Annotated in this window: 16 protein-coding genes; 4 read left to right on the top strand and 12 right to left on the bottom strand. The window is 68.6% G+C overall.

The genetic code is table 11. From position 1 onward, the window contains the following. Positions 1 to 169 precede the first annotated feature (169 nt). From gltS to VD972_RS05300, 5 genes are all read right to left on the bottom strand, one after another. Complete coding sequence (gltS, locus tag VD972_RS05320) at positions 170 to 1,363, bottom strand: sodium/glutamate symporter (RefSeq protein WP_324981726.1); 1,194 nt, start codon at positions 1,361 to 1,363, stop codon at positions 170 to 172. Positions 1,364 to 1,418: 55 nt separating this feature from the next. Then, entirely contained in the window at positions 1,419 to 3,119 is a 1,701-nt protein-coding gene (locus VD972_RS05315) for a sodium:solute symporter (RefSeq protein WP_324981723.1), read from the bottom strand. Continuing rightward, positions 3,116 to 3,286 carry a hypothetical protein gene (locus VD972_RS05310; protein WP_324981720.1) on the bottom strand — a complete coding sequence of 57 codons (171 nt, stop codon included), beginning with the start codon at positions 3,284 to 3,286 and terminating at the stop codon, positions 3,116 to 3,118. Before VD972_RS05310 ends, VD972_RS05315 begins: the two co-directional genes overlap by 4 nt. Further along, positions 3,283 to 5,766 carry a PIG-L family deacetylase gene (locus VD972_RS05305; RefSeq protein WP_324981717.1) on the bottom strand — a complete coding sequence of 828 codons (2,484 nt, stop codon included), beginning with the start codon at positions 5,764 to 5,766 and terminating at the stop codon, positions 3,283 to 3,285. The genes VD972_RS05310 and VD972_RS05305 overlap by 4 nt, the downstream gene beginning before the upstream one ends. 248 nt (positions 5,767 to 6,014) lie before the next feature. Then, the gene (locus VD972_RS05300) at positions 6,015 to 7,235 is read right to left on the bottom strand and encodes a LamG domain-containing protein (RefSeq protein ID WP_324981714.1); all 1,221 of its coding nucleotides are present in this window, start codon (positions 7,233 to 7,235) and stop codon (positions 6,015 to 6,017) included. A gap of 421 nt (positions 7,236 to 7,656) precedes the next feature. Here VD972_RS05300 and VD972_RS05295 point away from each other — a divergent pair, with 421 nt between their 5' ends. From VD972_RS05295 to VD972_RS05280, 4 genes are all read left to right on the top strand, one after another. Continuing rightward, entirely contained in the window at positions 7,657 to 11,190 is a 3,534-nt protein-coding gene (locus VD972_RS05295; protein WP_324981711.1) for a kelch repeat-containing protein, read from the top strand. Between the two features lie 174 nt (positions 11,191 to 11,364). Further along, positions 11,365 to 12,981 carry a serine/threonine-protein kinase gene (locus tag VD972_RS05290; protein ID WP_324981708.1) on the top strand — a complete coding sequence of 539 codons (1,617 nt, stop codon included), beginning with the start codon at positions 11,365 to 11,367 and terminating at the stop codon, positions 12,979 to 12,981. Then, entirely contained in the window at positions 12,978 to 13,772 is a 795-nt protein-coding gene (locus VD972_RS05285; protein ID WP_324981704.1) for a tetratricopeptide repeat protein, read from the top strand. Before VD972_RS05290 ends, VD972_RS05285 begins: the two co-directional genes overlap by 4 nt. Positions 13,773 to 13,804: 32 nt before the next feature. Further along, complete coding sequence (locus VD972_RS05280; RefSeq protein ID WP_324981701.1) at positions 13,805 to 15,223, top strand: sigma 54-interacting transcriptional regulator; 1,419 nt, start codon at positions 13,805 to 13,807, stop codon at positions 15,221 to 15,223. An 11-nt stretch (positions 15,224 to 15,234) separates the two neighbouring features. Here VD972_RS05280 and VD972_RS05275 read toward each other — a convergent pair whose 3' ends face one another. The 7 genes from VD972_RS05275 to VD972_RS05245 form a co-directional block, all read right to left on the bottom strand. Next, positions 15,235 to 16,368: a hypothetical protein gene (locus VD972_RS05275; RefSeq protein WP_324981698.1), complete on the bottom strand. Its 1,134-nt coding sequence runs from the start codon at positions 16,366 to 16,368 to the stop codon at positions 15,235 to 15,237. After that, positions 16,365 to 18,107, bottom strand: coding sequence for a DEAD/DEAH box helicase (locus VD972_RS05270; RefSeq protein ID WP_324981694.1), 1,743 nt, complete (start codon positions 18,105 to 18,107; stop codon positions 16,365 to 16,367). The genes VD972_RS05275 and VD972_RS05270 overlap by 4 nt, the downstream gene beginning before the upstream one ends. 10 nt (positions 18,108 to 18,117) lie before the next feature. Further along, the gene (locus tag VD972_RS05265; RefSeq protein ID WP_324981691.1) at positions 18,118 to 18,621 is read right to left on the bottom strand and encodes a hypothetical protein; all 504 of its coding nucleotides are present in this window, start codon (positions 18,619 to 18,621) and stop codon (positions 18,118 to 18,120) included. 49 nt (positions 18,622 to 18,670) lie between these two features. Further along, a complete protein-coding gene (locus VD972_RS05260) occupies positions 18,671 to 19,207 on the bottom strand; it encodes a hypothetical protein (RefSeq protein ID WP_324981688.1) in 537 nt (178 codons plus the stop codon). Positions 19,208 to 19,218: 11 nt separating this feature from the next. After that, positions 19,219 to 20,187, bottom strand: a complete 969-nt coding sequence (locus tag VD972_RS05255; RefSeq protein ID WP_324981685.1) for a hypothetical protein — start codon at positions 20,185 to 20,187, stop codon at positions 19,219 to 19,221. Continuing rightward, positions 20,154 to 20,576, bottom strand: coding sequence for a hypothetical protein (locus VD972_RS05250; protein WP_324981681.1), 423 nt, complete (start codon positions 20,574 to 20,576; stop codon positions 20,154 to 20,156). The genes VD972_RS05255 and VD972_RS05250 overlap by 34 nt, the downstream gene beginning before the upstream one ends. A gap of 286 nt (positions 20,577 to 20,862) precedes the next feature. Next, positions 20,863 to 21,147 carry a hypothetical protein gene (locus VD972_RS05245; RefSeq protein WP_324981678.1) on the bottom strand — a complete coding sequence of 95 codons (285 nt, stop codon included), beginning with the start codon at positions 21,145 to 21,147 and terminating at the stop codon, positions 20,863 to 20,865. Between the last annotated feature and the right edge of the window lie 662 nt (positions 21,148 to 21,809).

The raw sequence follows: 21,809 nt of genomic DNA, 5'->3' as shown, positions 1-21,809 counted from the left end.
TGGGCGTGCGCCGCGAAGTCCACTAGCGTCGCCTGTGCCGGGAAATGGAGGCAGCCGTACGAGAGGCCATCCCCTGGAACTTCAAGGGGTAGCCGGGGCCCTGTGGTCACGGCAGTTGCCAGGGGTAGCTGGAAACTGCGCTATCCACCGGTCACTCCCGTTCACCTCTTCACCGGAACAGGTTCATGAAGACGGTGATGATGACGGCGTTGGTGAAGTCGATGAAGAACGCCCCGACCATGGGCACGACGAGGAAGGCCCGCGGCGCCGGTCCGAACTTCCGGGTGATCGCCTCCATGTTGGCCACGGCGTTCGCGGTGGTGCCGAGCATGAACCCGCACAGGCCGCCGCTCATGACCGCGGAGTCATAGTCCTTCCCCATGAGGCGGAACATCCACAGGCTGGCCGCCACCGTGAGGGCCACCTGCACGGCCACGAGGATCAGGATGGGCAGAGCGACGGCGGTGAGCTTCCACAGCTCCAGCGTCATCAACGCCATGACAATGAACAGCGAGAGCGCCACGCCCCCCAGCTCCTCGATGATCCGGCCCGAGAGGCGAAACCACCGGGTCCGGTCATCGATGTTGCGCAGCAGGGCCGCGACCAGCATCGCTCCGATGTAGCCGGGGAGCGTCACCTCCATCGCTTTGAAGCCCTGGCTGACCCAGCCGCCCACCCAGAGGGTGGCCAGCAGGAGCACCACGTTCCTCAGGAAGTCCTGCCCGCTGGTTTCGGTGTTAGCGGAGTGGCTGACCTGGGCCTCGCTGGGGGCGATGGGGGAGTGCGCGGGCACCGAGGACCTCAGCGAGTGCTTCCCGACGAGGAACGTCGCCACCGGACCACCCACCAGCCCTCCGGAGATGATGCCCAGCATCGCCGCGGCGATGGCGATCGCGGAGGCACCCGCCACGCCAGCCTGCTCGAAGAGCGGTGCGAACGCGAGCCCGGTGGCCGGTCCCCCCGCCAGCGTCACGGATCCCGTGAGCACGCCAAACAAGGGGTGGACTCCGAGTGGGTACGACAGGAGCACGCCCACCACGTTCTGGACGATGGCAAGCACGGAGGAGGCGACAAGGAAGATGACGACCTGGAGCCCTCCCACACGCAGCAGAGAGAGAGACGCGGCGAAGCCGATGCTCGCGAAGAAGGCGATCATCAGCGGGCCCTGCAGCGTGGTGTCGAACGTGAGCGGCGTATGGCCAGCGCTCCGGGCGGCGGCCAGTGAGGCGGCCACCAGAAGCCCACCCACCACCGGGGCGGGGATGTTGTACCGGGCGAGCGGAGGGATCAGCCGGCGAATCCCCTCCCCCACGTAGAGAACGACTCCGGCGAACGCGACGGTCTCGATCAGGCTCAGCTTCATTCACTCGGGACCATAGACGCCGGAGGCCCGGCTTCAAACCCACCTGGTGCCTGCTTCACGCCTTTTCGGGAGAGGCCGGGGGCATGACGGCCTGGATGACCAGCCCGAGCGTGACGACCAGCGTGCAGCCGATGACGTTGAACCAGAGGTAGCCGATGTCGCTGAGCAGGAAGAGGCCCACCACCGCCGACTGGGAGATCACCGCGGCGATGAAGACGGCATGGCCTCGCACGTTCCGGATGAAGAAGGCCACCAGGAACAGCCCGAGCACCGTGCCGTAGAAGATGGACCCGAGGATGTTGACCGCCTGGATGAGGTTGTCGAGCAGCGACGCGAAGCTCGCGAAGGAGACGGCGACCACGCCCCAGAAGACGGTGAACGCCTTGGAGGCCAGGAGGACATGGGGCTCCGAGGCGTCCCGGCGGAGGACGCGCCGGTAGAAGTCGATGGTCGTCGTCGTCCCCAGGGCGCTGAGCTCACCCGAGACGGAGCTCATGGCCGCCGCGAGGATGACGCTGATGAGCAGCCCGAACAGGCCGCTCGGCAGCCAGTCCTTCACGAACGTGATGAAGATGTAGTCGGAGTCCTTGGTCTCGACCCCCGGCAGGGCGCGGGTCACCACCGCCTTGGCCTCCTTGCGCAGCGCGCTGGCCTCCTTCGCCGTGGCCTGGAGGCGCTCGCGCGCGCTCGCCTCGGTGGCTCCATCACCGGCCTTGCGAGCCGCCAGGTAGCGCTCGACCTCGGCGCGCTTGTCGGCCTGGACCTGCGTCCACTTCGACTCGATGCCGGCAAACTCCTCCGCCTGCGCGGTCGCCTGGACGCGTGTGCGCAGCGAGCCGTTGAAGAGCAGCGGGGGCGCGGTGAACTGGTAGAACACGAAGACGAGGATCCCGACGAAGAGGATGAAGAACTGCATCGGGATCTTGAGGATGCCGTTGAACAGGAGCCCCAGCCGGCTCTCCGTCACCGAGCGGCCCGCCAGGTAGCGGCCCACCTGGGACTGGTCGGTCCCGAAGTAGGACAGCGACAGGAAGAGCCCGCCGGTGATACCGGACCAGAAGTTGTAGCGATCCTGCAGGTTGAAGTCGAAGTTGACCACGTTCATGCGGCCGAACGCGCCCGCGACATCCACGGCGCTGGCGAACGGCACGTGCTCGGGCAGCCGCCACACGATGACGATCGCGGCCACCACCATGCCCCCGAGCATCACCACCATCTGCTGCTTCTGGGTCTGGGCGACGGCCTTGGCTCCGCCCGTCACCGTGTAGAGGATGACGAGTCCCCCGATGCCGACGATGGTGGGCTCGAGCGGCCAGCCCAGGATCGTCGAGAGGATGATGGCAGGGGCGTAGATGGTGATGCCGGACGCGAGCCCCCGCTGGATCAGGAAGAGGAACGCGCCCAGCAGGCGCGTCTTCAGATCGAAGCGGGACTCCAGGTACTCATAGGCGGTGTAGACCTTCAGCCGGTAGTAGATGGGGATGAAGAAGGCGCTGATGATCACCGTGGCGAGCGGCAGTCCGAAGTAGAACTGCACGAAGCGCATTCCGTCCTCGTAGGCCTGGCCTGGGACGGAGAGGAAGGTGATGGCGCTGGCCTGGGTGGCCATGACGGACAGCGCGACGGTGGGCCAGCGCAGCTCGTAGTCAGCGCGGAGGTAGCCCTCCACGGTGCTCGCACCGCGCGTCTTCCAGATGCCCACCCCCACGATGAACGCCGTCGTCCCGAGGAGGACCAGCCAGTCGAGCAGGGTCACGCGTAGGCCCGGGTGAGCGCCCAGAACAGGGCGACGAGCAGGGCGAGGCAGCCCAGCACGAGGAAGTAGATGTTGCGCCAGGACCCGAGCACGGGCGGCGCATCGTCGAGCTCGGGGCGCGCCGTGGGAACGGCGGCCGGCTCAGGAGGCTTCGGTCCAGAGGTCATTGGGCGAGCAGGTTCGCGAGCAGCCGGTAGGCGCCGGGCACGCCGGCGGGCAGTTGACGGAAGAAGGCGATCCCCGTGTACGCGAAGCTCCCCTTGCCATGGCGAGCCACGAGCAGTCCTCCGCTGAGGGACTCCTCGCCGGGATCGCTCATGGCGAACACGGGCCGGTACTTCTCGTCCCACTTCGACGCGAAGTAGAGCCCCCGCTCCTGGACCCAGCCCTCGAAGTCGGCGGGCCCGAGGCGGTTGGGGGCGCTCATGAGCGGCTCTGCCAGGGAGAGGGGCCTCATCACCGCGGTCTCGTCGGTGACGCGATCGCGACCGATCTCGAGCGGATAGGGGCTGATGAGCGCGCTGAGCGGTCCCACACGGCTGTTGGTGTTGTACTGGACGATCAGCCGCCCTCCCCGCTCGACGTACTGCAACAGCCGCTCGCGGTGGAGCCCGAGCCGCGGGGTGGCGTTGAAGGCGCGCACCCCCACCAGGATGGCCTGGAAGCGCTCGAGCTTCTCGGTGGCCAGGCGCTCCTCGGGGAGCAGCGTCACCTCGTACCCCACGGCGGCGAGGCTCTCGGCCACGCGATCCCCCGGCCCGGGGATGTAGCCGATCCGGCGCACCTTCGTGGTGAGGGCCAAGGGCACCAGCTGCGCCTCGGAGGGCTGGCGCACGGCCTGCGGAGGGATGTGCTCATGCTTCACCTGGCGGACCCGCCACGACTCGGTGCGCCCCCCACTCTCGACGAGGACGCGCAGGAGGCCCCGCTCGGTGGCCCCCTTGGGAGGGGTGAGCCGGAACTGGACCGTGCGCTCATCCCCGCGCGCTCCCAGCTGGAAGGGCACCTCCGCGGGCTCCACGCGCCAGCCCTGCGGCACTTCGAGCCAGACCTTCCCCTCGGCGTCCGCCTTGCCCGCGGCCAGGACGACGGAGACGGGCTGGGCCGCGCCGTTGGGGAACATGATGACCTCGCGCTCGAGCGTCGCGGTGACGGCCGGGACGATCTCGAAGGCCCGATAGAGCTCGCCACGCACCGGGTCGACCCAGGTGTAGACCACGGGCCGGACCACGGTGAAGCGCTTGCCCCCCGTCTCGTAGACGAACGCCACGGCCAGGGCGGGATCTCCCTCGGGACGGCCGATGAGCGCGCGGTCCGCCACCTCGTACAGGCCTGCCCCCGCGACGGGCTTGTGGAGCCAGTACGGGGTCGAGATCGCCGCCTCGGCCGGGAGCGTCACCGTCTTGGAGAGCTTGAACGGCGTGTGCTCGGCCAGCTCGGTGCCGGCCGCGACGGACTCGCCGCCCGGCAGCGTCACGCTCACCAGCCGGAGCGAGGCGGGCGAGCGATTCAGCGCCACCAGGTTCAGCGCCACCGGGCCACCCGGGACGGCCGAGGTCTCCGTGGCACGCGCCTCGAGGAACAGGCCGGCGCAGGCGCTCACGAGCGCCTCGGTCTCCCGCAGCTTGAGCGCCTTCCACGGGTTGTCCTCGGGCAGGGCCGAGAGGGCCTCATGGACGCGCAGGAGCGCTGGGATGCTGAGGTGGGGTGCGCGGGGATTGAACCCTCGCGAGGCCTCCTCGATTGCCTGGGCGAGCTTCTCGGTGCCGCTCCACCTCTTCCACGTCAGCTCGAGCTTCTCGAAGGGATCCGAGATCGGGCGCGTCCCGGCCAGGGGCTGGAAGTACTCCAGCAGTGGCCCACGCTCGGCCGGCACTCCGAAGCCCTGGCTCTTGTGCTGACTGCGGCTCTCCGCGGACATCTCCCCCCAGGAGCGCCCGAGGAGCGGGTCGAAGCCGCCGACATCCACCTTCGGGTACGCGGACATGTCGGCGTTCGGCGGGAGGCCCCAGGTCGCGACGTTCTGCAGCAGCCGGTCCGCCTTCCACGGCTTGAGCTCTCCGAGCTGCTCCGGGAAGCGCTTCGGATCGGCGGCGGCCGCGAAGGCCTCCTCCGCCAGGAGGGCCGAGGCCGTGTGCTGTCCATGGTTTGGCGGCCGGGTGCTGAAGCGCGACACGATCACGTCCGGCTGGAAGCGGCGAATGGCGAGCACGACGTCGGCCAGCACCTCCTCGCGGCCCCAGATGCGCAGCGTCTCCTCCGCGGTCTTCGAGTAGCCGAAGTCGCGCGCCCGGGTGAACAGCTGCTCAGCGCCGTCGATGCGCCGTGCGGCGAGGAGCTCCTGGGTGCGAATGAGCCCGAGCAGCTCGTCCTGCTCGGTGCCGATGAGGTTCTGCCCCCCGTCCCCGCGCGTCAGCGAGAGATACCCCGCGCGCATGCCGCGCCCGTTCGCCAGCCAGGCGAGCAGCCGAGTGTTCTCGTCGTCGGGGTGGGCCGCCACGTAGAGCACGCTCCCGACCACGCCAAGGCGCCGGAGGCCCGAGGCGATCTCGCCCGCGTGCGGCTGCTTGGGAGGTTGTGCGACTGCCGTCGACCCGACTCCGAGACTCATGACCAGCATCGTTCCGAGGATGACCAGGTTCCGCATGGGGGGCGGACCCTAACAAAGAGCGCTCGGGCAAGAACTCGAAAAGCCGCGCCTTCACTTCCAGTGCCGGCCGGAGCTCGCCATGCCCGTGGTTCATGACGGCTTCGCCCCACTCTTCCAGCGACTGCACGTCGCGGAGCGTGGGGCATGGGGCATGGGGCGGTGTAACCCGAAGCAGTGGCGTTCCATTTCGAGAACGGCACCCAGGGGTGGACGCGCCGCAGGAGTCACGAGAGCGGGGTATCCTCTCAGTTGGCCATGAACCACACCGGCCCGTTCACGAGCGTGCCGGGGTAGGCATTCCTCTCATCGCGCGCCACGGTGGCGGAACCGTCATCGAGTCGCCAGTAGGCCTTGAGGTCGGGCCAGGCCGGGTTCGGCGAAAACAGGGGGCTCGACATGTTCGCGTCGATGTCGGCCTGGGTCCGGGCGACGCTCCACACGCGAACCTCGTCGATGAGGCCGTTGAAGGTGAGGTCAGGCGCGGTGCCCGAGCAACCGACGCGGGAGCCCATCTGGAAGGGCTGCGTCCCGGAGTGAAGCAGGTTCACGGAGGTCGTGTACGTGGCCTCAGCGGTGCCGTTGACGTAGAGGGTGAAGACGTTTCCGCTCTTGGTCACCGCGAGGTGCGACCACGCGGAGAGGGGAAGCGCGCTGCTCGACTGGAGCTTGTAGCTCAAGGAGGCGGACCACAACCCGCCATCCGCGGCCGCGCCGTCCGACATCATGAAGGCAGCCTTGTTGGTTGGCTCGAGCTGCAGGCGGAACTGGTTCGCCGCCACGCACCCATAGTCCTTGGTCAGGATCATCTGGGTTCCCTCGGACTCGGGCTTCACCCAGGCCTCGATGGTGAAATTCTCGGGGATGGACAGGCTGCCGACATCGACGTAGCTGCCGGTCGAGGACGACAGCTGGAGCGCCCGCGCTCCAGGAGCCGAGGCTTGCGTGCCATACAGCCTGAAGGCCACGTCGTGGGAGCTGTCCGAGCTGTAACCCAACCAGTACTCGTTGCCGTCTGGGTAGACGTTGCCACAGTGGGAGAACGCGCCGGAGTACGCAGAGCTCCGCACCAGCCGGAAGGTATAGGCGTGGCTGGCCTGGAGGACGAGGCCCGGGTTGGCGAAGGAGAAGGCCTGGAAGCCAGAGGGTGTGCCATCGCTCTGCGAGCCCAGCGTCACCGTCGTCGCCGAGGTGCCCAGGTGGGTGCCGCTGGTGCCCTCCCCTTCATACAGCTCCAGGGTGTACGAGGTGGTGTAGTAGAGGTTGGGCTTGATCCAGATCTCGATGCTCTCGAGGCTCGTGGCCGCGTTGACGCGGAAGCTCTGGCCGATGGCGTTGTTGATGGCCACGTTGGTGTCGCAGCCCGCAGTGTCGACGTTGATCAGCAGGGCTGCATGGGCTTGCCCGGTCACGAGCGTGGTGCCACATGCCAGGGCGCCATAGAGGAACAGTTTCGCGAGATGCTTCATGGAATTGTCTCCGAAGAAGGGCTTGGCCCTCACGTTCTCGTGAGAAGCAAGGGCCCTGGGAACGTCCCGGAGAACGACTCAGCAAGCCGCCCTCAAGGACAGCGGTGCTCATCAGCAAGTCGTGTACCAGGTCTCCGAGCCATGCCTTGTCAGAGCGCAGCGCTGTGAGTCCCTTCCATCGCCAGTCCCTGGAAGGCAGCGTCCGCGTGCTGCTGGCTTCGCCGGCAACTTCTTGCCCGCCCCGGCAAGTTCTTGCCCAACCCGCTTGAGGTGAACACGCGGGCCGCTCGACGGCCTCGCTGGCGCGCTCCTTGCCCCTGTAGGGCTCGCCTCAAAGGCACAGCTCGGGAGTGGTCCGCACCCGGCGCCGCGTGGACGTTTTCCCCTGACCCTGGTGAACTGGACAGAAAGAGAATTGCCCATGAGAGACTCTGCGCAGTATCTGCTGGCACTCGCGCTGACGCGGCCCACGGCGCGGGCCGTGGCAGTCTTTGGCCTTGTTGTCATGGCTTGCAGTCCGGCCGCGGAACGCTCCCCCGAGCCGGGACAGGAGCAGACAGCCGTCAGGCTCGCTGAGGCGGGCTCACTCGCCACTTCAGGATGGAGCCCTGCGGCCCCCATGAGCCAGCCCAGGGCTGTTCATACAGCCACATTGCTGCAGGATGGCAGGCTGCTGATCGTGGGTGGATACTCGAGAAGTACGGATACCACCAGCAGCGCTGAGTTGTACGACCCGGTCACCCAGGCCTGGAGCACGACCGGCGCACTCTCGGTGGCGCGTGACCATCACACGGCCACCCTGCTGCGCGATGGCACGGTGCTTGTCACGGGCGGGACCCGCTCCATCAGCAACCCAAGCGTCTTCATCTCCAGCAGCGAGGTGTACGACCCGGCCACCGGCACCTGGTCCGGCGCTGGCTCGCTCAGGGATGGCCGCTCTGGGCATACGGCCACCCTGCTGCACAATGGCAAGGTGCTCGTCACGGGCGGAAACAACTCCGGCTCCTGCGAAGTGTACGACCCGACCACCCGCACGTGGTCCGCCGCGGGCTCGCTCGGCGAGGCGCTCAGTGGCCATACGGCCACGCTGCTGCACGATGGCACGGTGCTCATGGTGGGCGCGGGCACGATCCATAGCGAGGTGTACGACCCGGCCACTGGCATCTCGTCGCCGCTGAAGGGCCCGCCCGGGGCTTCCAGCCGCGTGGGTCATACGGCCACCCTGCTGCCCGATGGCACGGTGCTTGTCACGGGCGGCAAACCCTTCAACAGCAACGACCCCAACGTCTTTCTCTCCAGCAGCGAGGTGTACGACCCGGCGACCCACACCTGGTCCGGCGCCGGCTCGCTCGGCGGCAACCGCTCTGGGCATACGGCCACGCTGCTGCCCAATGGCGCGGTGCTCGTCGTGGGGGGAGCCTCCTACTACTGGTTGTATTGCAACAGCAGCACCGAGGTGTATGTCCCCTCCACCCGCCAATGGCTCCCCAGCGCCAGGCTCCCCGAGGCCCGTTGCGCTCAGTCGGCCACGGTGTTGGACTCAGGGCAGGTGGCCATCGCGGGCGGCCAGAGAGTCGAAGGCTTCAAGGACCCCATCACGGATCTCTCCAGTGTCTGGCTGTTCAGTCCCCAGGAACTGAAGACGCGCTTCAGCGCGGTGCCCGCCAACCCCACGAACCAGACCCCTGCCACTTTCGCCTTCAGCACCAGCGAGACCGGAGCCGGCTTCGAGTGCAGTCTGGATGAGGCGGCATTTCAGCCCTGCACCTCGCCGTGGATGACCCCGAGCCTCTCCGAGGGCTCCCACTCCATGTATGTCCGGGCGCGCGACGCGGAGGGCAACGTGGATGAAATCCCCGCCACGTACTTCTGGACCGTGGATACGGTGCCCCCTGGAGCGAGCTTCGCCTCGACTCCCGAGCCCGAGACGCGCCTGTCCATCCCCGCCTTCTCGTTCTCCGCCACGGAGCCACGCGTCACCTTCGAGTGCAGCCTCGATGGGGCGCCCTTCGCGGAGTGCTCGGATGGATTCCCCTCGCTAAATGACGGCCCTCATCAGCTCGCCGTCCGTGCGCGCGATGAGGCAGGCAATGTCGGCTCCCCCGCCGGGTACTCCTGGAAGGTGGACACCGTGAAGCCCGAGCCGCCCGTTCTCCAGGAGCCAACACCCGGCCAGGAGTTCTTCAGCACGAGGCCGCGCTTCCTGGGCACGGCCGAGCCCGGCGCCACCGTGGCCCTCCTCGTCGACGGCCTCGAGGTCGGCTCGGTGCGAGCGGATGCCCAGGGCGCCTGGAGTGCCGTTCCCGGCTCCGCGCTCAGCTTGGGAGAGCACCGCGTCTCGGTCCGCGCCACGGACGGAGCCGACAACAGCAGCGGCTCCATCCCCGAGGTGCCCTTCTTCACCTCCCGGCGCGGCAACTACCGCCTGGGGTGCGCTGCCAGCCCCTCCTCATGGCAGGCCTCCTGGCCCTGGGCCTTGCTGCTGCTCGGACTCCTGCGCCCGCGCGCTCGTCAGACAGTCCTCCCGGCGCGGGCCGTGGCAGCCCTGGGCCTCGTTCACATGGCTTGCGGTCCGGTCGCAGAGCGCTCCTCCACACTGGACCCGGAGCGCGCAGCCGTCAGCTTCGCGCAGGGGGCCATACTCGACTCTCCGGGATGGAGCCCGGTGTTCCCCTTGAAACAGGCCAGGGAAGGTCACACGGCCACCTTGCTGCGAGATGGCACGGTGCTCGTCGTGGGCGGGTATATGCTCGTCGCGGGCGGGTATAGCCCCTCCGGCGTCCACGCCTCCAGCGAAGTGTACGACCCGGGCACCCGCACCTGGTCCAGCGCTGGCTCGCTCCAGGAGACCCGCTCCGGACATACGGCGACCCTGCTGCCCGATGGCAGGGTGCTCGTCACGGGCGGAAGCAGCTCTGGCTCCTGTTGTGAGGTGTACGACCCGGCCACCCGCACCTGGTCCAGCGCTGGCTCGCTCCAGGAGGCCCGCTTCGGGCGTACGGCCACGCTGCTGCCCAATGGCAGGGTGCTCGTCGTGGGCGGGGCGGTGGGCAAGGTGTACGACCCGGCCACCGACTCCTGGTCCTTCACGAGGCCGCCCCTCAATTCCTATGGAGGAGGGTATACGGCCACGCTGCTGCCCAATGGCAAGGTGCTCTTCGTGGGCGCGGCCACTGAACGCGTCCCCTATCTTCTCAAGGACAGCGAGTTGTACGACCCGGCCACCGACACCTGGTCCGCCGCAGGCCAGCTCAACGATTACCGCTCTCAACATACGGCCACACTGCTGCCCAATGGCAAGGTGCTCGTCGTGGGGGGGCAAGGCCCCTTTGGCTACGTCAATCAGAGCACCGAGGTGTACGATCCCTCGAGCAACCAATGGCACCTCGACGCCACGCTGAGCGAGAGCCGCTTCCAGCACTCGGCCACGTTGTTGGATTCGGGCCAGGTCCTCGTCGCGGGCGGCCACATCATGAACTTCGACGGCCCCGGCAAGACGCTCTCCAGCGCCGAGCTCTGGACACCCCCGCTGGACACGGAGCCGCCCGAGACGGTGGATACCGTGCCACCCGGGGAGCCCGCTCTCCTGGAGCCCGCCCCTGGCCAGACGCTGCTCACGGACAGGCCTGTCTTCTCCGGCAGGGCCGAGCCTGATTCCACGGTCACCCTCCTTGTCGACGGCGTCGAGGTCAGTTCAGCTCGAACGGATGCCCAAGGCGTCTGGAGCGGCGTGCCCAGCGCCGCGCTCTCCTGGGGAGCGCACCGCGCCTCGGCCCTGGCCACCGACAGGGCCGGCAACCCCGGCCCCCCTCTCCCCGAGGTGCGTTTCTCAACCTCCCGGCGCGGCAACTACCGCCTGGGGTGCGCTGCCAACGCCTCCTCGTGGCAGGCCTCCTGGCCCTGGGCCTTGCTCCTGTTCGGGCTGCTGCGTCCGCGCTCTCGTCCGTTACGCTGAGGCAGTAACCCCGGGCGGGCAGGCACCTGCCCGGCCTTCGGCGGACGCATCGTCGTGATATGACGTGGAGGGGGATCTCTTCACGTCATGAGTGCGCGCGCATCCCGCTCTTGCAGCACCTGTGGCCACTCCGTGCCCGAGGGAGCGCTGGCGTGTCCTCACGATGGAGCGCTCGTGCCCGACGCGCTGGTGGGCCAGCACCTCGGCGAGTACGTGGTGCGCCGGCATATCGGCAGCGGTGGCATGGGCATCGTCTACGAAGGCGAGCACCTCGCGATCGGCCGCAAGGTGGCCATCAAGGTGCTCCGCGAGGAGCGCTCCCAAGGGCCCCAGGCCCGCGGTCTGCTGGCTGAGGCCCGCGCGGCCGGCGCCATCCGCCACCACGGCATCATCGACATCTTCGGCTTCGGCCAGCAGCTGGGCGTCGGCCAGTACCTCGTCATGGAGTATCTCGAGGGCCGCCCCCTCAGCGAGCTGCTCCAGGCCCGCGCTCCCCTGCCTCTTGGCGAGGCCGTCGCGCTGCTGTGCGAGATGCTCGACGCGCTCTCCGCCGCGCATGCCGTGGGCGTCATCCACCGGGACCTCAAGCCGAGCAACATCTTCGTCGCCCGGCAGTCCAACGGGGCCGAGTCCATCAAGGTGCTCGATTTCGGGCTCGCCAAGCGCAGCACCACGCCCCAGGGCACCGCTGCGCAGACGCACTCGGACGTCGTCGTCGGCACGCCCCAGTACATGGCTCCGGAGCAGGCCCTCTGCCAGGAGGTGGGGCCTCAGACGGACCTGTATGCGGTGGGCGTCATCGCCTTCGAGCTGCTCACAGGGCAGCGGCCCTTCACCGGCCGCTCCCCCATGGAGATCGTCGCCCACCACCTGAGGACGCCGCCGCTCGCGCCCTCGTTGTTCGTGGAGCTGCCCCCCGAAGCCGACGAGCTCGTCCTCCAACTGCTCGCCAAGGAGCCCCGGCAGCGTCCAGGCTCGGCCAGCGAAGTGGCTCACAAGCTCAGGGCCCTGCTCCAGCCACGGGAAGACTCCCGCCTGTCCTCGGGTGCTCGGAACTTCCACGCGCTCACCGTCCTCGAGCTGCCACCGGGCGCGACGCCCGCTCCGCTTCCCACGGAGACCCTGCAGCCTTCTCCGGCCACGCCGGGCCCCAAGGCAGAGCCACTCGCGGCGCCTCCCAGGCGCGGCTCACGCTGGAGGTGGGGCGTGGTGGCAGGCGGCGTCCTGAGCCTGGTGTTGGGGGTGGGCACGGTCATGGCTCGCGGGGCGGCGACACCGGCCTCCCTCAGCCCCGCGCCGCCCCCCGGGGTTCAGCCCGTGGCAAGCCCTTCCCTCCCCGAGCCAGGGGTCCGCGCACCGCATCCCGAGCCTGAGCCGATCCTGGCTCCCGCCCCCTCGCCGGTGGCGTCAGCCAGGCGTGGAGCGACCGCGTCCTCCTCCGCCAGGAAGACGGCGCCTGTGTCTGCCCCCCCCGTTGCCACGCCCATGGCTTCCGTCCAGCCATCCTCCGCTCCACCGGAGCCCGCTCCACCGGAGCCCGCTCCGCAGCCAGCAGCCACCGGCACCCTCCATCTCGTGATGAGAGGGTCCTGGGCGGATGTCTGGGTGGATGGGCGGAAGCTGGGGCGTGTGCCCCCCCTCCACAGCTACACGCTGGCCTCGGGCGAGCATGAGCTCGAGCTCCGCAACCCGGCCTTCGCGGCCTACCGGCGAACGCTCGTCATTCCCACCGGCGGCACGCTGCGGCACACCGCTTTTCTGGGTACCGAGGCTCCGCCTCCCACACCATGAAGCTCCGGACTGGGCTGTTCCTGCTGGTGGCTCTCCTGCTCGTCTCCGGGTCCGCCTGGGCGCAGACCGCAGGGATTGAACGCTACGAGGAGGGTGACTTCGAGGCAGCGGCCCGGCTCTTCGAGCAGGAGCTGGCCCAACCCCAGCGCTCCCCCGCCAGCCGGGCGCTGGCGCGCATCTACCTGGCCGCCTCGCTGTACGCCCTGGGTCAGGTAGAGCAGGCTCGCAAGCCGTTGGAGACGCTGGCGCGCGAGAGCCCCGAGCAGCGGGTGGATCCCGCGCGCTTCCCGCCAGAGCTGGTGGCGCTCGCCGAGCTCATCCGCAAGCCGATCGAGTCCGAGCGACAGCGCGTGACGCGAGAGGTTGAGCTTCAAAAGGCGCGAGAGGAAGAGCGGCGCCGTACCGCTCCCAGGCTGAGACCCGAGGTGCTCGGCCTCTTCGACGCCGTGGACCGTCAGGGGACCCTGGGAGCGGGTCTTGCCTTCCAGCGAAAATCCCTGGAAGGCAGCGTCCGCGTGCTGCTGAGCGATCCCCCTGTCTTCCAGCTCCAAGGCGGCGTGCTGCCAGGCTACGGCCTCTTGAGGCCCTTCCTGGGTTTGCATGCCAGCATGCTGCCCGGGCTCAACATCTATGGCGCAGGGGCCGTGTTGGGTGGGCGCCTCGCGCTGCCAGCCGGTCTTGTGGGAGTGGTAGATTTGGGAGCCGATTACTTCTTCATCAGCCGGCCCGATCGCAAGCGCTTCGCCGTCACAGCCCAGGCAGGGCTCGGCTTCGATCTGCACCTGCCGTGACAGCAGCCCTGTCCGCGATGGGAAGGGAGCTCATGCCGAAGGACCCACCTGCTCAGGGCGACGCTCAAGAGACCGCGACCATGGAGGGGCTCCGGGTTCGTGCGTACCAGCCGGCGGTCAGGCTGCGCATCGCGTTGAGCTCGAACCACGCTGGAACCCAGGTGATGCGCCTGCTCTCACCTGGCACGCCGCTCATCGTGGGGCGCGCTCCGGTCGCGGGGCTGCGCATCGATGACCCGACCCTGTCGCGAGAGCACGCCCGGTTTCTCCTCTCCGGCTCCCGGGTGCTGGTAGAGGACCTCGGCTCGAAGAATGGCACCTTCTTCGCCGGCGGCCGCGTCACCCGCGTCGAGCTCACGATCGGCGACGAGATCGTCCTGGGCAGCGTTGCCCTTCAGGTGCAAGCCCTCGGTGCCCAGGGGGACTCCCTGGGCCTCATTCGGGAGGAAGTGATCCGCCACCACCTGGAGGAGGGCCCGGAGGGAGCACTCATCGCTGGCCAGGCGATGCGCCCGGTGCTCGAGACGGTGGCCAGCGTCGCCACCTCGCGCATCCCGATCATCCTTCACGGCGAGACCGGGACGGGCAAGGAGGTGCTCGCACAGTTGATCCACGAGAGCGGCCCGCGCAAGGGCCGGCGCATCGTCCGCGTCAACTGCGGGGCAATCCCCAAGGACCTGGTCGCGAACACCCTCTTCGGGCACGAGCGGGGGGCCTTCACCGGAGCCCTGCAACAGCAGAAGGGCGTGTTCGAAGAGGCCGATGGCGGCACGGTCTTCCTGGACGAGATCGGCGAGCTCCCACCCGCGGCGCAAGCCTCGCTGCTGCGCGTCCTCGAGGTGGGTGCCTTCAGCCGCGTGGGTTCGAACCGTGAGCTCCAGGTCGACGTGCGCATCGTGGCGGCGACGCACCGCGACCTCGAGGCCATGGCGGAGGAGGGCACGTTCCGGTCCGATCTCTATTACCGGCTGAGCGGCGTGGTCATCGAGCTCCCACCGCTCCGTGAGCGCCAGGACGAGATCGAGCCGCTGTCACGCAGGTTCCTGCATGCAGCCAACAAGGCCAATGGCCGCCGGGCCGAGGGAATTTCCCCAGAGGCGCTCGCGCTTCTCAAGGCCTACTCGTGGCCCGGCAACGTGCGTGAGCTGCGAAATGTGATCGAGCGCGCGGTGGTCGTCACACAGGGAGCACTCATCGGGCCAGAAGATCTGCCCGCGCGAGTGCGTACAGGAGGGCGCAGCCCCGAAGCGAGGCCGGGCCAGGCCTCCGCTTTGGAGACTCCAGAGCCGGAGCAGGCCCGCGAGAAGGTGCACCAGTTTGAGGCCAGGATGCTCCAGGAGGCCCTCGCCGCGAGCGGCTGGAATCGGGCGGAAGCCGCGAGGAAGTTGGGCATACCGGTGCGGACATTGTCGTATCGTCTGAAGGTGCTCGGCGTGAAGAAGCCCCAGTAGCCACAGACGCCTCACTGCCGAGGGGATGCGGGAACAGTGCCTGCTTCCGCCTCCTGGGTTGCCAGCCCCGCGCCCTTTCCCGAGCCTGCATTCGCGCCGGACTCCCGGCACGCGGGGCAACTCCAGCGCCCCTCCGCCCGCGGGACACACGTCACACAGAGCACATGCAGCCGCTCGTCGCAGAGGGCGGGCTGAGGAGCGTCCAGTCCACAGGCCGCACAAGCAGGCGCCAGCAGGTGCAGCGTCACGAAGTCATACTCGAGCGTCAGCGAGCGCTGTGCCTTGCGCCGCTGGGCTCGGAGCGTGAGCTCCACGACGGGTGCCTCGAGCCACACGGCCGCCGCGAGCGCCGCCTCGTAGCGCACCTGCCCGCGCTCCTTCAGCTCCAGGAGCTTGCCCGCGCGCTCTCGCGCGATCGCCTCTGCCTTGAGGGCAATGTCCTCGGCCGCCAACTTGCCGCGCCGGGCCCGCTTGCCGAGCTCGGCGCGCAGCCCGTTGAAGTACTCCTCCATGCGGCGCAGATCCCGCTCCTGGCGGCGCGCGAAGCCCTCAAGGAATGCACGTGACTGCGCTCGTGCCTGGGCCTCGGCGCGGAGCAGGGCGGCGCGCGCGGCCTCCTCCAGATCTGAACCGGCGGGGGGCGCGACGACGGGGCGAAGCGCTCCGCTCGCACGAGCGGCCTCCCAGAACCCGGGCACGCTCACCCGCTGGCCCACGGAGACAGTCTCCTCCACCAGCCCGTCGCGCCGATCATCCGTGGTCAGCGAGTAGCGGACGTACGCCACCAGGCGCACGCCAGTGCTCATGCGGGAGCTCTCCAGCTCGTGGACGGCGTTACGCAGGACGAAGCGCTCCGCCGCCGCGCGAGCTGTGGCCTCCCTGGGAGAGGAACGCGGCTCCAGCGTGAGCGCGGCCCAGGGGGCGTGCCGGGTGGCCTCCTGGAGGAGCTTCTCCAGGGCGGGAGCGCCGTGGCCGACCCAGAGCGCTCCGGGCGTGGGCTGCTCGGAGTAGCGCGCGTGCTCGGGGAGCCCCAGGGCCGTGGCCCGCTCGGCGGGTTGGAGGATCTCCACGCCCTCCTCTCGGGGCTCGACGACGGCGCCCTGGCGCTCGGACCAGGCCTGGACGAAGGACAGAGGGGTGCTCACGTCTCGAAGTCCTCCGCGAACAGCTTCTCATCCAGCGCCTTGACCTGCTCATAGCCCCTGCGGGCACTGGCGAGCTCCTCGGCGAGCGCCTCGAACTCCTTCTGGAGCGCGGGCTCGTCACCGGTGGAGGCGTAGATGTCGAAGACTCGCTCATCGAACTCCTTCTCACCCAGGGCCCGGCCGAGGATGAGATCCACCTCCCCCACCACCAGCTCGAACAGGTGGATGCGCCGGTCCAGCACGTCGAGGATGCGCTCCTCGGCGCTCTGGGCGTTGCAGAGGGAGAAGATGTGGACCTCGTGCTGCTGGCCGATGCGGTGCAGCCGCCCGATGCGCTGCTCGATCTTCATCGGGTTCCAGGGGAGATCGAAGTTGACCAGGACGTTGGCGAACTGGAGGTTGCGGCCCTCGCCGCCTACCTCGGTGGCCAGGAGCACGCGGGCCTGCTCGCGGAAGGCCTCGACGGCCTGATCCTTCTGGGGGCCGCTCATGCCGCCGTGGAAGGAGACAAAGGAGAGGCCCCGGGCCTGGAGCGCCTGGGAGAGCGCCTCGAGGGTGGCCTTGAAGCGGCTGAAGACCACGACCTTGCCCGGGCTCTGGGCGAGCACGTCCATCAGCCGCTCTGTCTTGCGAGAGGGCGCTGAGGCGGCGGCCCGGGCGAGCTCCAGGAGGCGGAGTGTCCCGGTGGCGGGGGTGGGGACTTCCGTGGAGGGCTCCTCCTCGGGGCTGTCGTCAGAGGCGGAGCGCAGCAGGGTGTGCAGGGCGGCGTGGGGGCTGGAGCCGGCGGCCTCCATGAGAAAGCGCAGGTGGTGCCGGGTGGCGGCGGGGGCGGTGGCGCGGCGGCGGACCTCCTCGAGGATGGCCTGGTACAAGGCCAGCTCGGCGGGGGTGGGCTCGACGACGAGGGTGCGCGCGAAGCGGGGTGGCAGGGCCACCGAGAGGCCGGCGCGGGCGCGGGTGTTGCGCACCATCACCTCGGCGAGCAGGGCGCGCAGGCGCTCGCGGTTCTTGGGATTGAGGGGATCTCCCGCGGAGACGAAGCGCTTCTTGAAGTCGGCGGGAGTGGAGAGCTGGCCTGGCTTGAGGAGGGTGATGAGGTTGTAGAGCTCCTCGAGATCGGTCTCCACGGGGGTAGCGGTGATGAGCAGGAGGAAGCGGCTCTTGAGCTGGTTGATGAGACGCCAGCCGGCGGTGGCGCGGTTCTTCACGTGGTGGGCCTCGTCCACGGCGACGAGATCCCAGGGGGCCTCGGCGACGAAGCGCGCATGGCGCTCCAGCTTGGCCAGGTGCAGGGAGGCGACGAGGACGCCGGGTGCGTGCCAGGCGGCGGCGGGGTTCTTGGAGCGGAAGGCGGGCTCCTCCGTGGAGCGGGCGGGGATCTGGAACTTCTCGCGAAGCTCCTCGGTCCACTGGCCCACCAGGGCGCTGGGGACGAGGACGAGCACCCGGCTGGCCATGCCGCGCAGGCGCATCTCCAGGATGAGCATGCTCGCCTCGATCGTCTTGCCCAGTCCCACCTCATCCGCCAGCAGCGCCCGCCCGCGGAGCAGCCGGAGCACCTTGAGGACGGTCTCCACCTGATAGTCGAGGCGCTGCACTCCGCGCAGGTGAGGCAGGCAGAGCAGCTCGTCGAACTGCTCGGTCAGCTTCAGGCGCCAGGCCGCGACGCACAGCTCCACGTCGACCAGGGAGCCCGGGGGAGTGCTGAGAATGCGGCTCGAGACGGGAGAGGGCACCATGGCTTCTTCTTCAAGAGGGCCCGGGCGCACTCACCGCCGTGACGTGGAACTGATCGCCCTCGTCCTGGACGGCCACGTTCACCACGAGGCGGTGGTCATGCGCGAAGAGGAGCCGCTTGCGCTCGGCCAGGTTTCGCAGCAGGCGGACGATGTGTTCAGGGGGAACGCCGGAAGAAGGCTGGAGCGTGCGGCTCAGCTCCCGCAGCCTGTCTTCCAGCGTGCTCTCGGGGCCGGCGACGACCGTGTTCCAGACGCCCATGGCAATCAACAGGAGGGTCTCGACCTGGGCGGCCGTCGCGTCGTCTGGCAGAGAGTCCAGCGCGTTCCTGGCGAAGGCTACCAGGGTGTCGGACATCTTGGGCGCCGCGAGCCGTGATACCAGAGACGGCGTGAGCCATGACTCGGGCTCGCCGATTCTCTGCCTCAGGGGGCGGAGGGCCGCGGCTGCCTTACGCTTGGCCTCTCGCTTCCTGCGCTTGCGCTCCAGCTCCTTCTGGCGCCTGCGTTCATCCATGCCTGGAACCGACCTCCTTGGTCACCAGGATATTATGTGACCTGTGAGGTCATGGCCGCAAGTCTCGAGTTCGTCGGGCTTCCCGAAGCTCGTCTCCAGAGGAGGGAGGCAAGCGGATCGTCATCATCGACAAGGTGACGTTCCCTCGAGCGACGCAACATTTCTCGCGCTCCTCGCGGGGCACCTTCAACTTCACCCAACAGCCTCCGTTGAGGGGGACCTGCCACGGGTGAGGGCATCGTCCCTTCGCATCGGGCCGCGCTTGGTCCGGGAGCGGCTCGGGGAGTGTGTTCTGGCCCTGCACTCCTGGCAGAGAGGGAGTGGGGGATGCCGCCATGGCTGCGCTCGCCGAATCATCTCCGAGCCCTGCTTCGCCACCGTCTTCCAGGCGGGCCCCGTTCGCCTCGTGCCTGAAGACAGAGGAGAGCTCCGGGAACTTCTTGGGCGCGAGCCACCCGATCCAGGTGCCCAGCGCCAGGAGCGCGGCAGCCGTCGCGAACCGAGGCAGCCAGGGCCGCGTGTGCACGGGGGGGCTGACACGCTCGCCCCCCGCCTTCGCGGGCTCCTTGCGCGGCGGCTTCGTCATCGCGCACCCTTCTATCGAAGCTTGATCGGCCTCGCCGCCGCACGAGGTTCGGCCGGAGGCGCCTGACCGTGCGGCCGACTCACGCGCAAGTCAGGCAGGCCGGTCAGGTAGACGACCTCCAGCGCATGGCCGGCATAGGCCTGGAAGATGAACTCGTGCCAGTAGAATGGAGACAACCCCCACTTCATGAGCGCTGCGTAGGCGCTGGGCTCGTCCGGTGCCTGGATCCTTGCCAGGGTTCGCTTCAGGAAGGCCCGCCACTCGCGCTCGCCGTACCCCCGCATGACATAGGGCGTCGTGAACACCACCCCCTCTGCGAACTCTGGGGCGGGCGGAGGCAGCGCGCGGGCCAGCCAGACCTCTCCGGGCCGGCCGATGTAGCCGGCGGGCACCAGGTAGGGCCGCTGCTCGCCTGTCACCAGCTCGCGGAGCACCTGCGCCCACCCTCGGGCCTCGACGTGTACGAAGATCCCCATCCGCGAGTCCTGCAGCTGTTGGAGCAGGCGTCGGAACTCGGGGTCCGCCTCCAGGAGAGCACCTGCGTCCAGCAGACACGTCCCCAGGGTCTCCGGCGGATCGCCGACCGCTGCGTCGAAGTACGACCACATGCCAAAGTAGGACTGAGTGAGGGGGCTCATCGGCGGACCTTCGGGCATGTACTCAGCTTCTGCCCGACTGATGACCTGGACCAACGGATCGAGCGCTGGCAGCTGGCTCAGCACTTCGAGCAGCAGCGAGACGTGGTTCTGCATGTACACATAGACGGCGTGGGCTGGCTCGAGCCCGCGGAAGCGCTCGTCGCCGCCCAAGGAGTCCACGAGCCGTTGAGATGTCTGCTTCGCGGCGGCGAAGGCGCGCAGGTCCACCACACGCGCTCGGCGCTGCTTCTGGAGGCTGCGAACCACCTTGCGCCCGAGCGGGCCATGCGCTGGGAGCTGCCCCGCCATCACCTGCTCCTCTGGGAGGAGCCATGCGGCCATCGCACGCTCGCGGCGGTGATGTAGAAGTGGTTGCCCCGGTCCTCGACGTTCACGTCCATCACGAGGCGGTCATCGTGAGGAAAGAGCTGCCGTTTGCGCTCCGCCATGAGTCGGAGGAAGGGCAGCGTGAGCTCTCCAAGCTGCGCAGAGTCCTTCGCGAACATGCGGGCTAGCTCCTGAAGCGCCGACTCCGTCTCCTCGGGCGAATGGGTGACGGCGGCGTTCCAGCTGGCAGCGGCCAGCAGCAAGGCGGAGCGTGTCCCGTTGAGCCCCAGCCCTTCCGGCATGTCGTCCAGCAAGGGCCGGGCCACCTGCTCCAGCGCGTCGGACATCTTGGAGCCGTCGAGCGGCGGAGCCTCCTGTCCTGGCCCGAGCAGCACGATGGGCATGGCTCCAGCTCTGCGCGTGTCCTCCGCCCTCTTCTTTCGATGCATCCGCCGCTTCAGCTTCGCTTGCTTCCGATCTCCCGCCATGCCACCTATCTTACCTGAGAGGTAGGTCTTGGCACGGGTGTTCCACCAGGTCGTCTCGTTCAGGACGAATCCAGGGGGATGTTGAGCTGGAGGAAGTTTCCAGGTGCTACCCCAGGCCCTGCGCCCCCACCAGCTCCAAGTCTGTGTAGGGGATGACCCACGATAGGGACTCGTTACTCCCGCGCTTCGCCACGTCCTTCTCCTACTCTGCCTCGGAGCCCGGGTAGTGGATTCGCGCGCGCGCGAGCACCAGGTGCTCAGCCGTGTAGCGCACCCGCAGTGATACGTCATCGAGGGAGTGCACCTCTGTCAGCACCGTCCCCCTCATGGCGATTCGCAAGGACCCGCCTCCCACCTCGAAGCAGAAGCGGCGCCCATCGGCAGACACCACCCGCACCTCTGCGTCCTTCCCATTTCCCTGCATGACGAGTTCACGCAAAGCGAGCCCTTCCATGGGAAGGGTGCGCAGCGAGGCTTCTTGTTTCATGGGGCCATCCTCCACCCTCCAGTGCCTGATCCAGGCACCTCCTGGTTCAGATGCTTGTGTACCTGCTCAGCCGGGCCGCATCAAGCCAGAGATGACGTCCGGGGTAGGGACCTTGAGTGGTGACCCCTCGGGTGATCCATGACGCTGGGCGTACCTCGACGACGATGTCCACGCAGGCGATGCTGCGGTGTTCGACGACGTCACCGAGCTGCTCGAGGCGTCGCGCGCAGCGTCGGCGAGATCCATGGGGAGACTGACGAGGACACGCATAGAGCCTGTCGGACTCGCGTGAGAGGCGCCGTGCTCCCAGTGGCACGCCGCCAGCACCTCGCGAGTCCGGCCGGTGGCCCGCCCTGGCCCGCCTGGAGGTCAGCACGCCCGCGGAGTTCCTCGCGTTGCAGCGCCGGGTGGACATGCCCCGGCTGGTGGATGAGAAGCTGCGTTGAGCCATTGAGGACGCGCTGGCGCGCTGGCTTGCCGAGAACTGAGAACCGGATTCAGCACGACTGGGGCGCCATCGCGGGGTTGCAGGTTGCTGCTAGAGAGCGTGGGCGAGAAGGTCGCCTGAAGCCGCAGCTGGAGGCTCACTGTTCGCGCACGGGGTGGGAGGTGGGGTGACGTTCCTGGAGGGGGCCGGGCACGTAGCACGTGCCCTGGAGCCA

This window comes from Hyalangium sp. (assembly GCF_035629615.1).
In the GTDB taxonomy this organism is placed as follows: Bacteria; Myxococcota; Myxococcia; order Myxococcales; family Myxococcaceae; genus Hyalangium.
The sequence above is the reverse complement of the archived record's forward strand: the minus strand, read 5'-3'. Positions and strand labels throughout refer to the sequence as shown.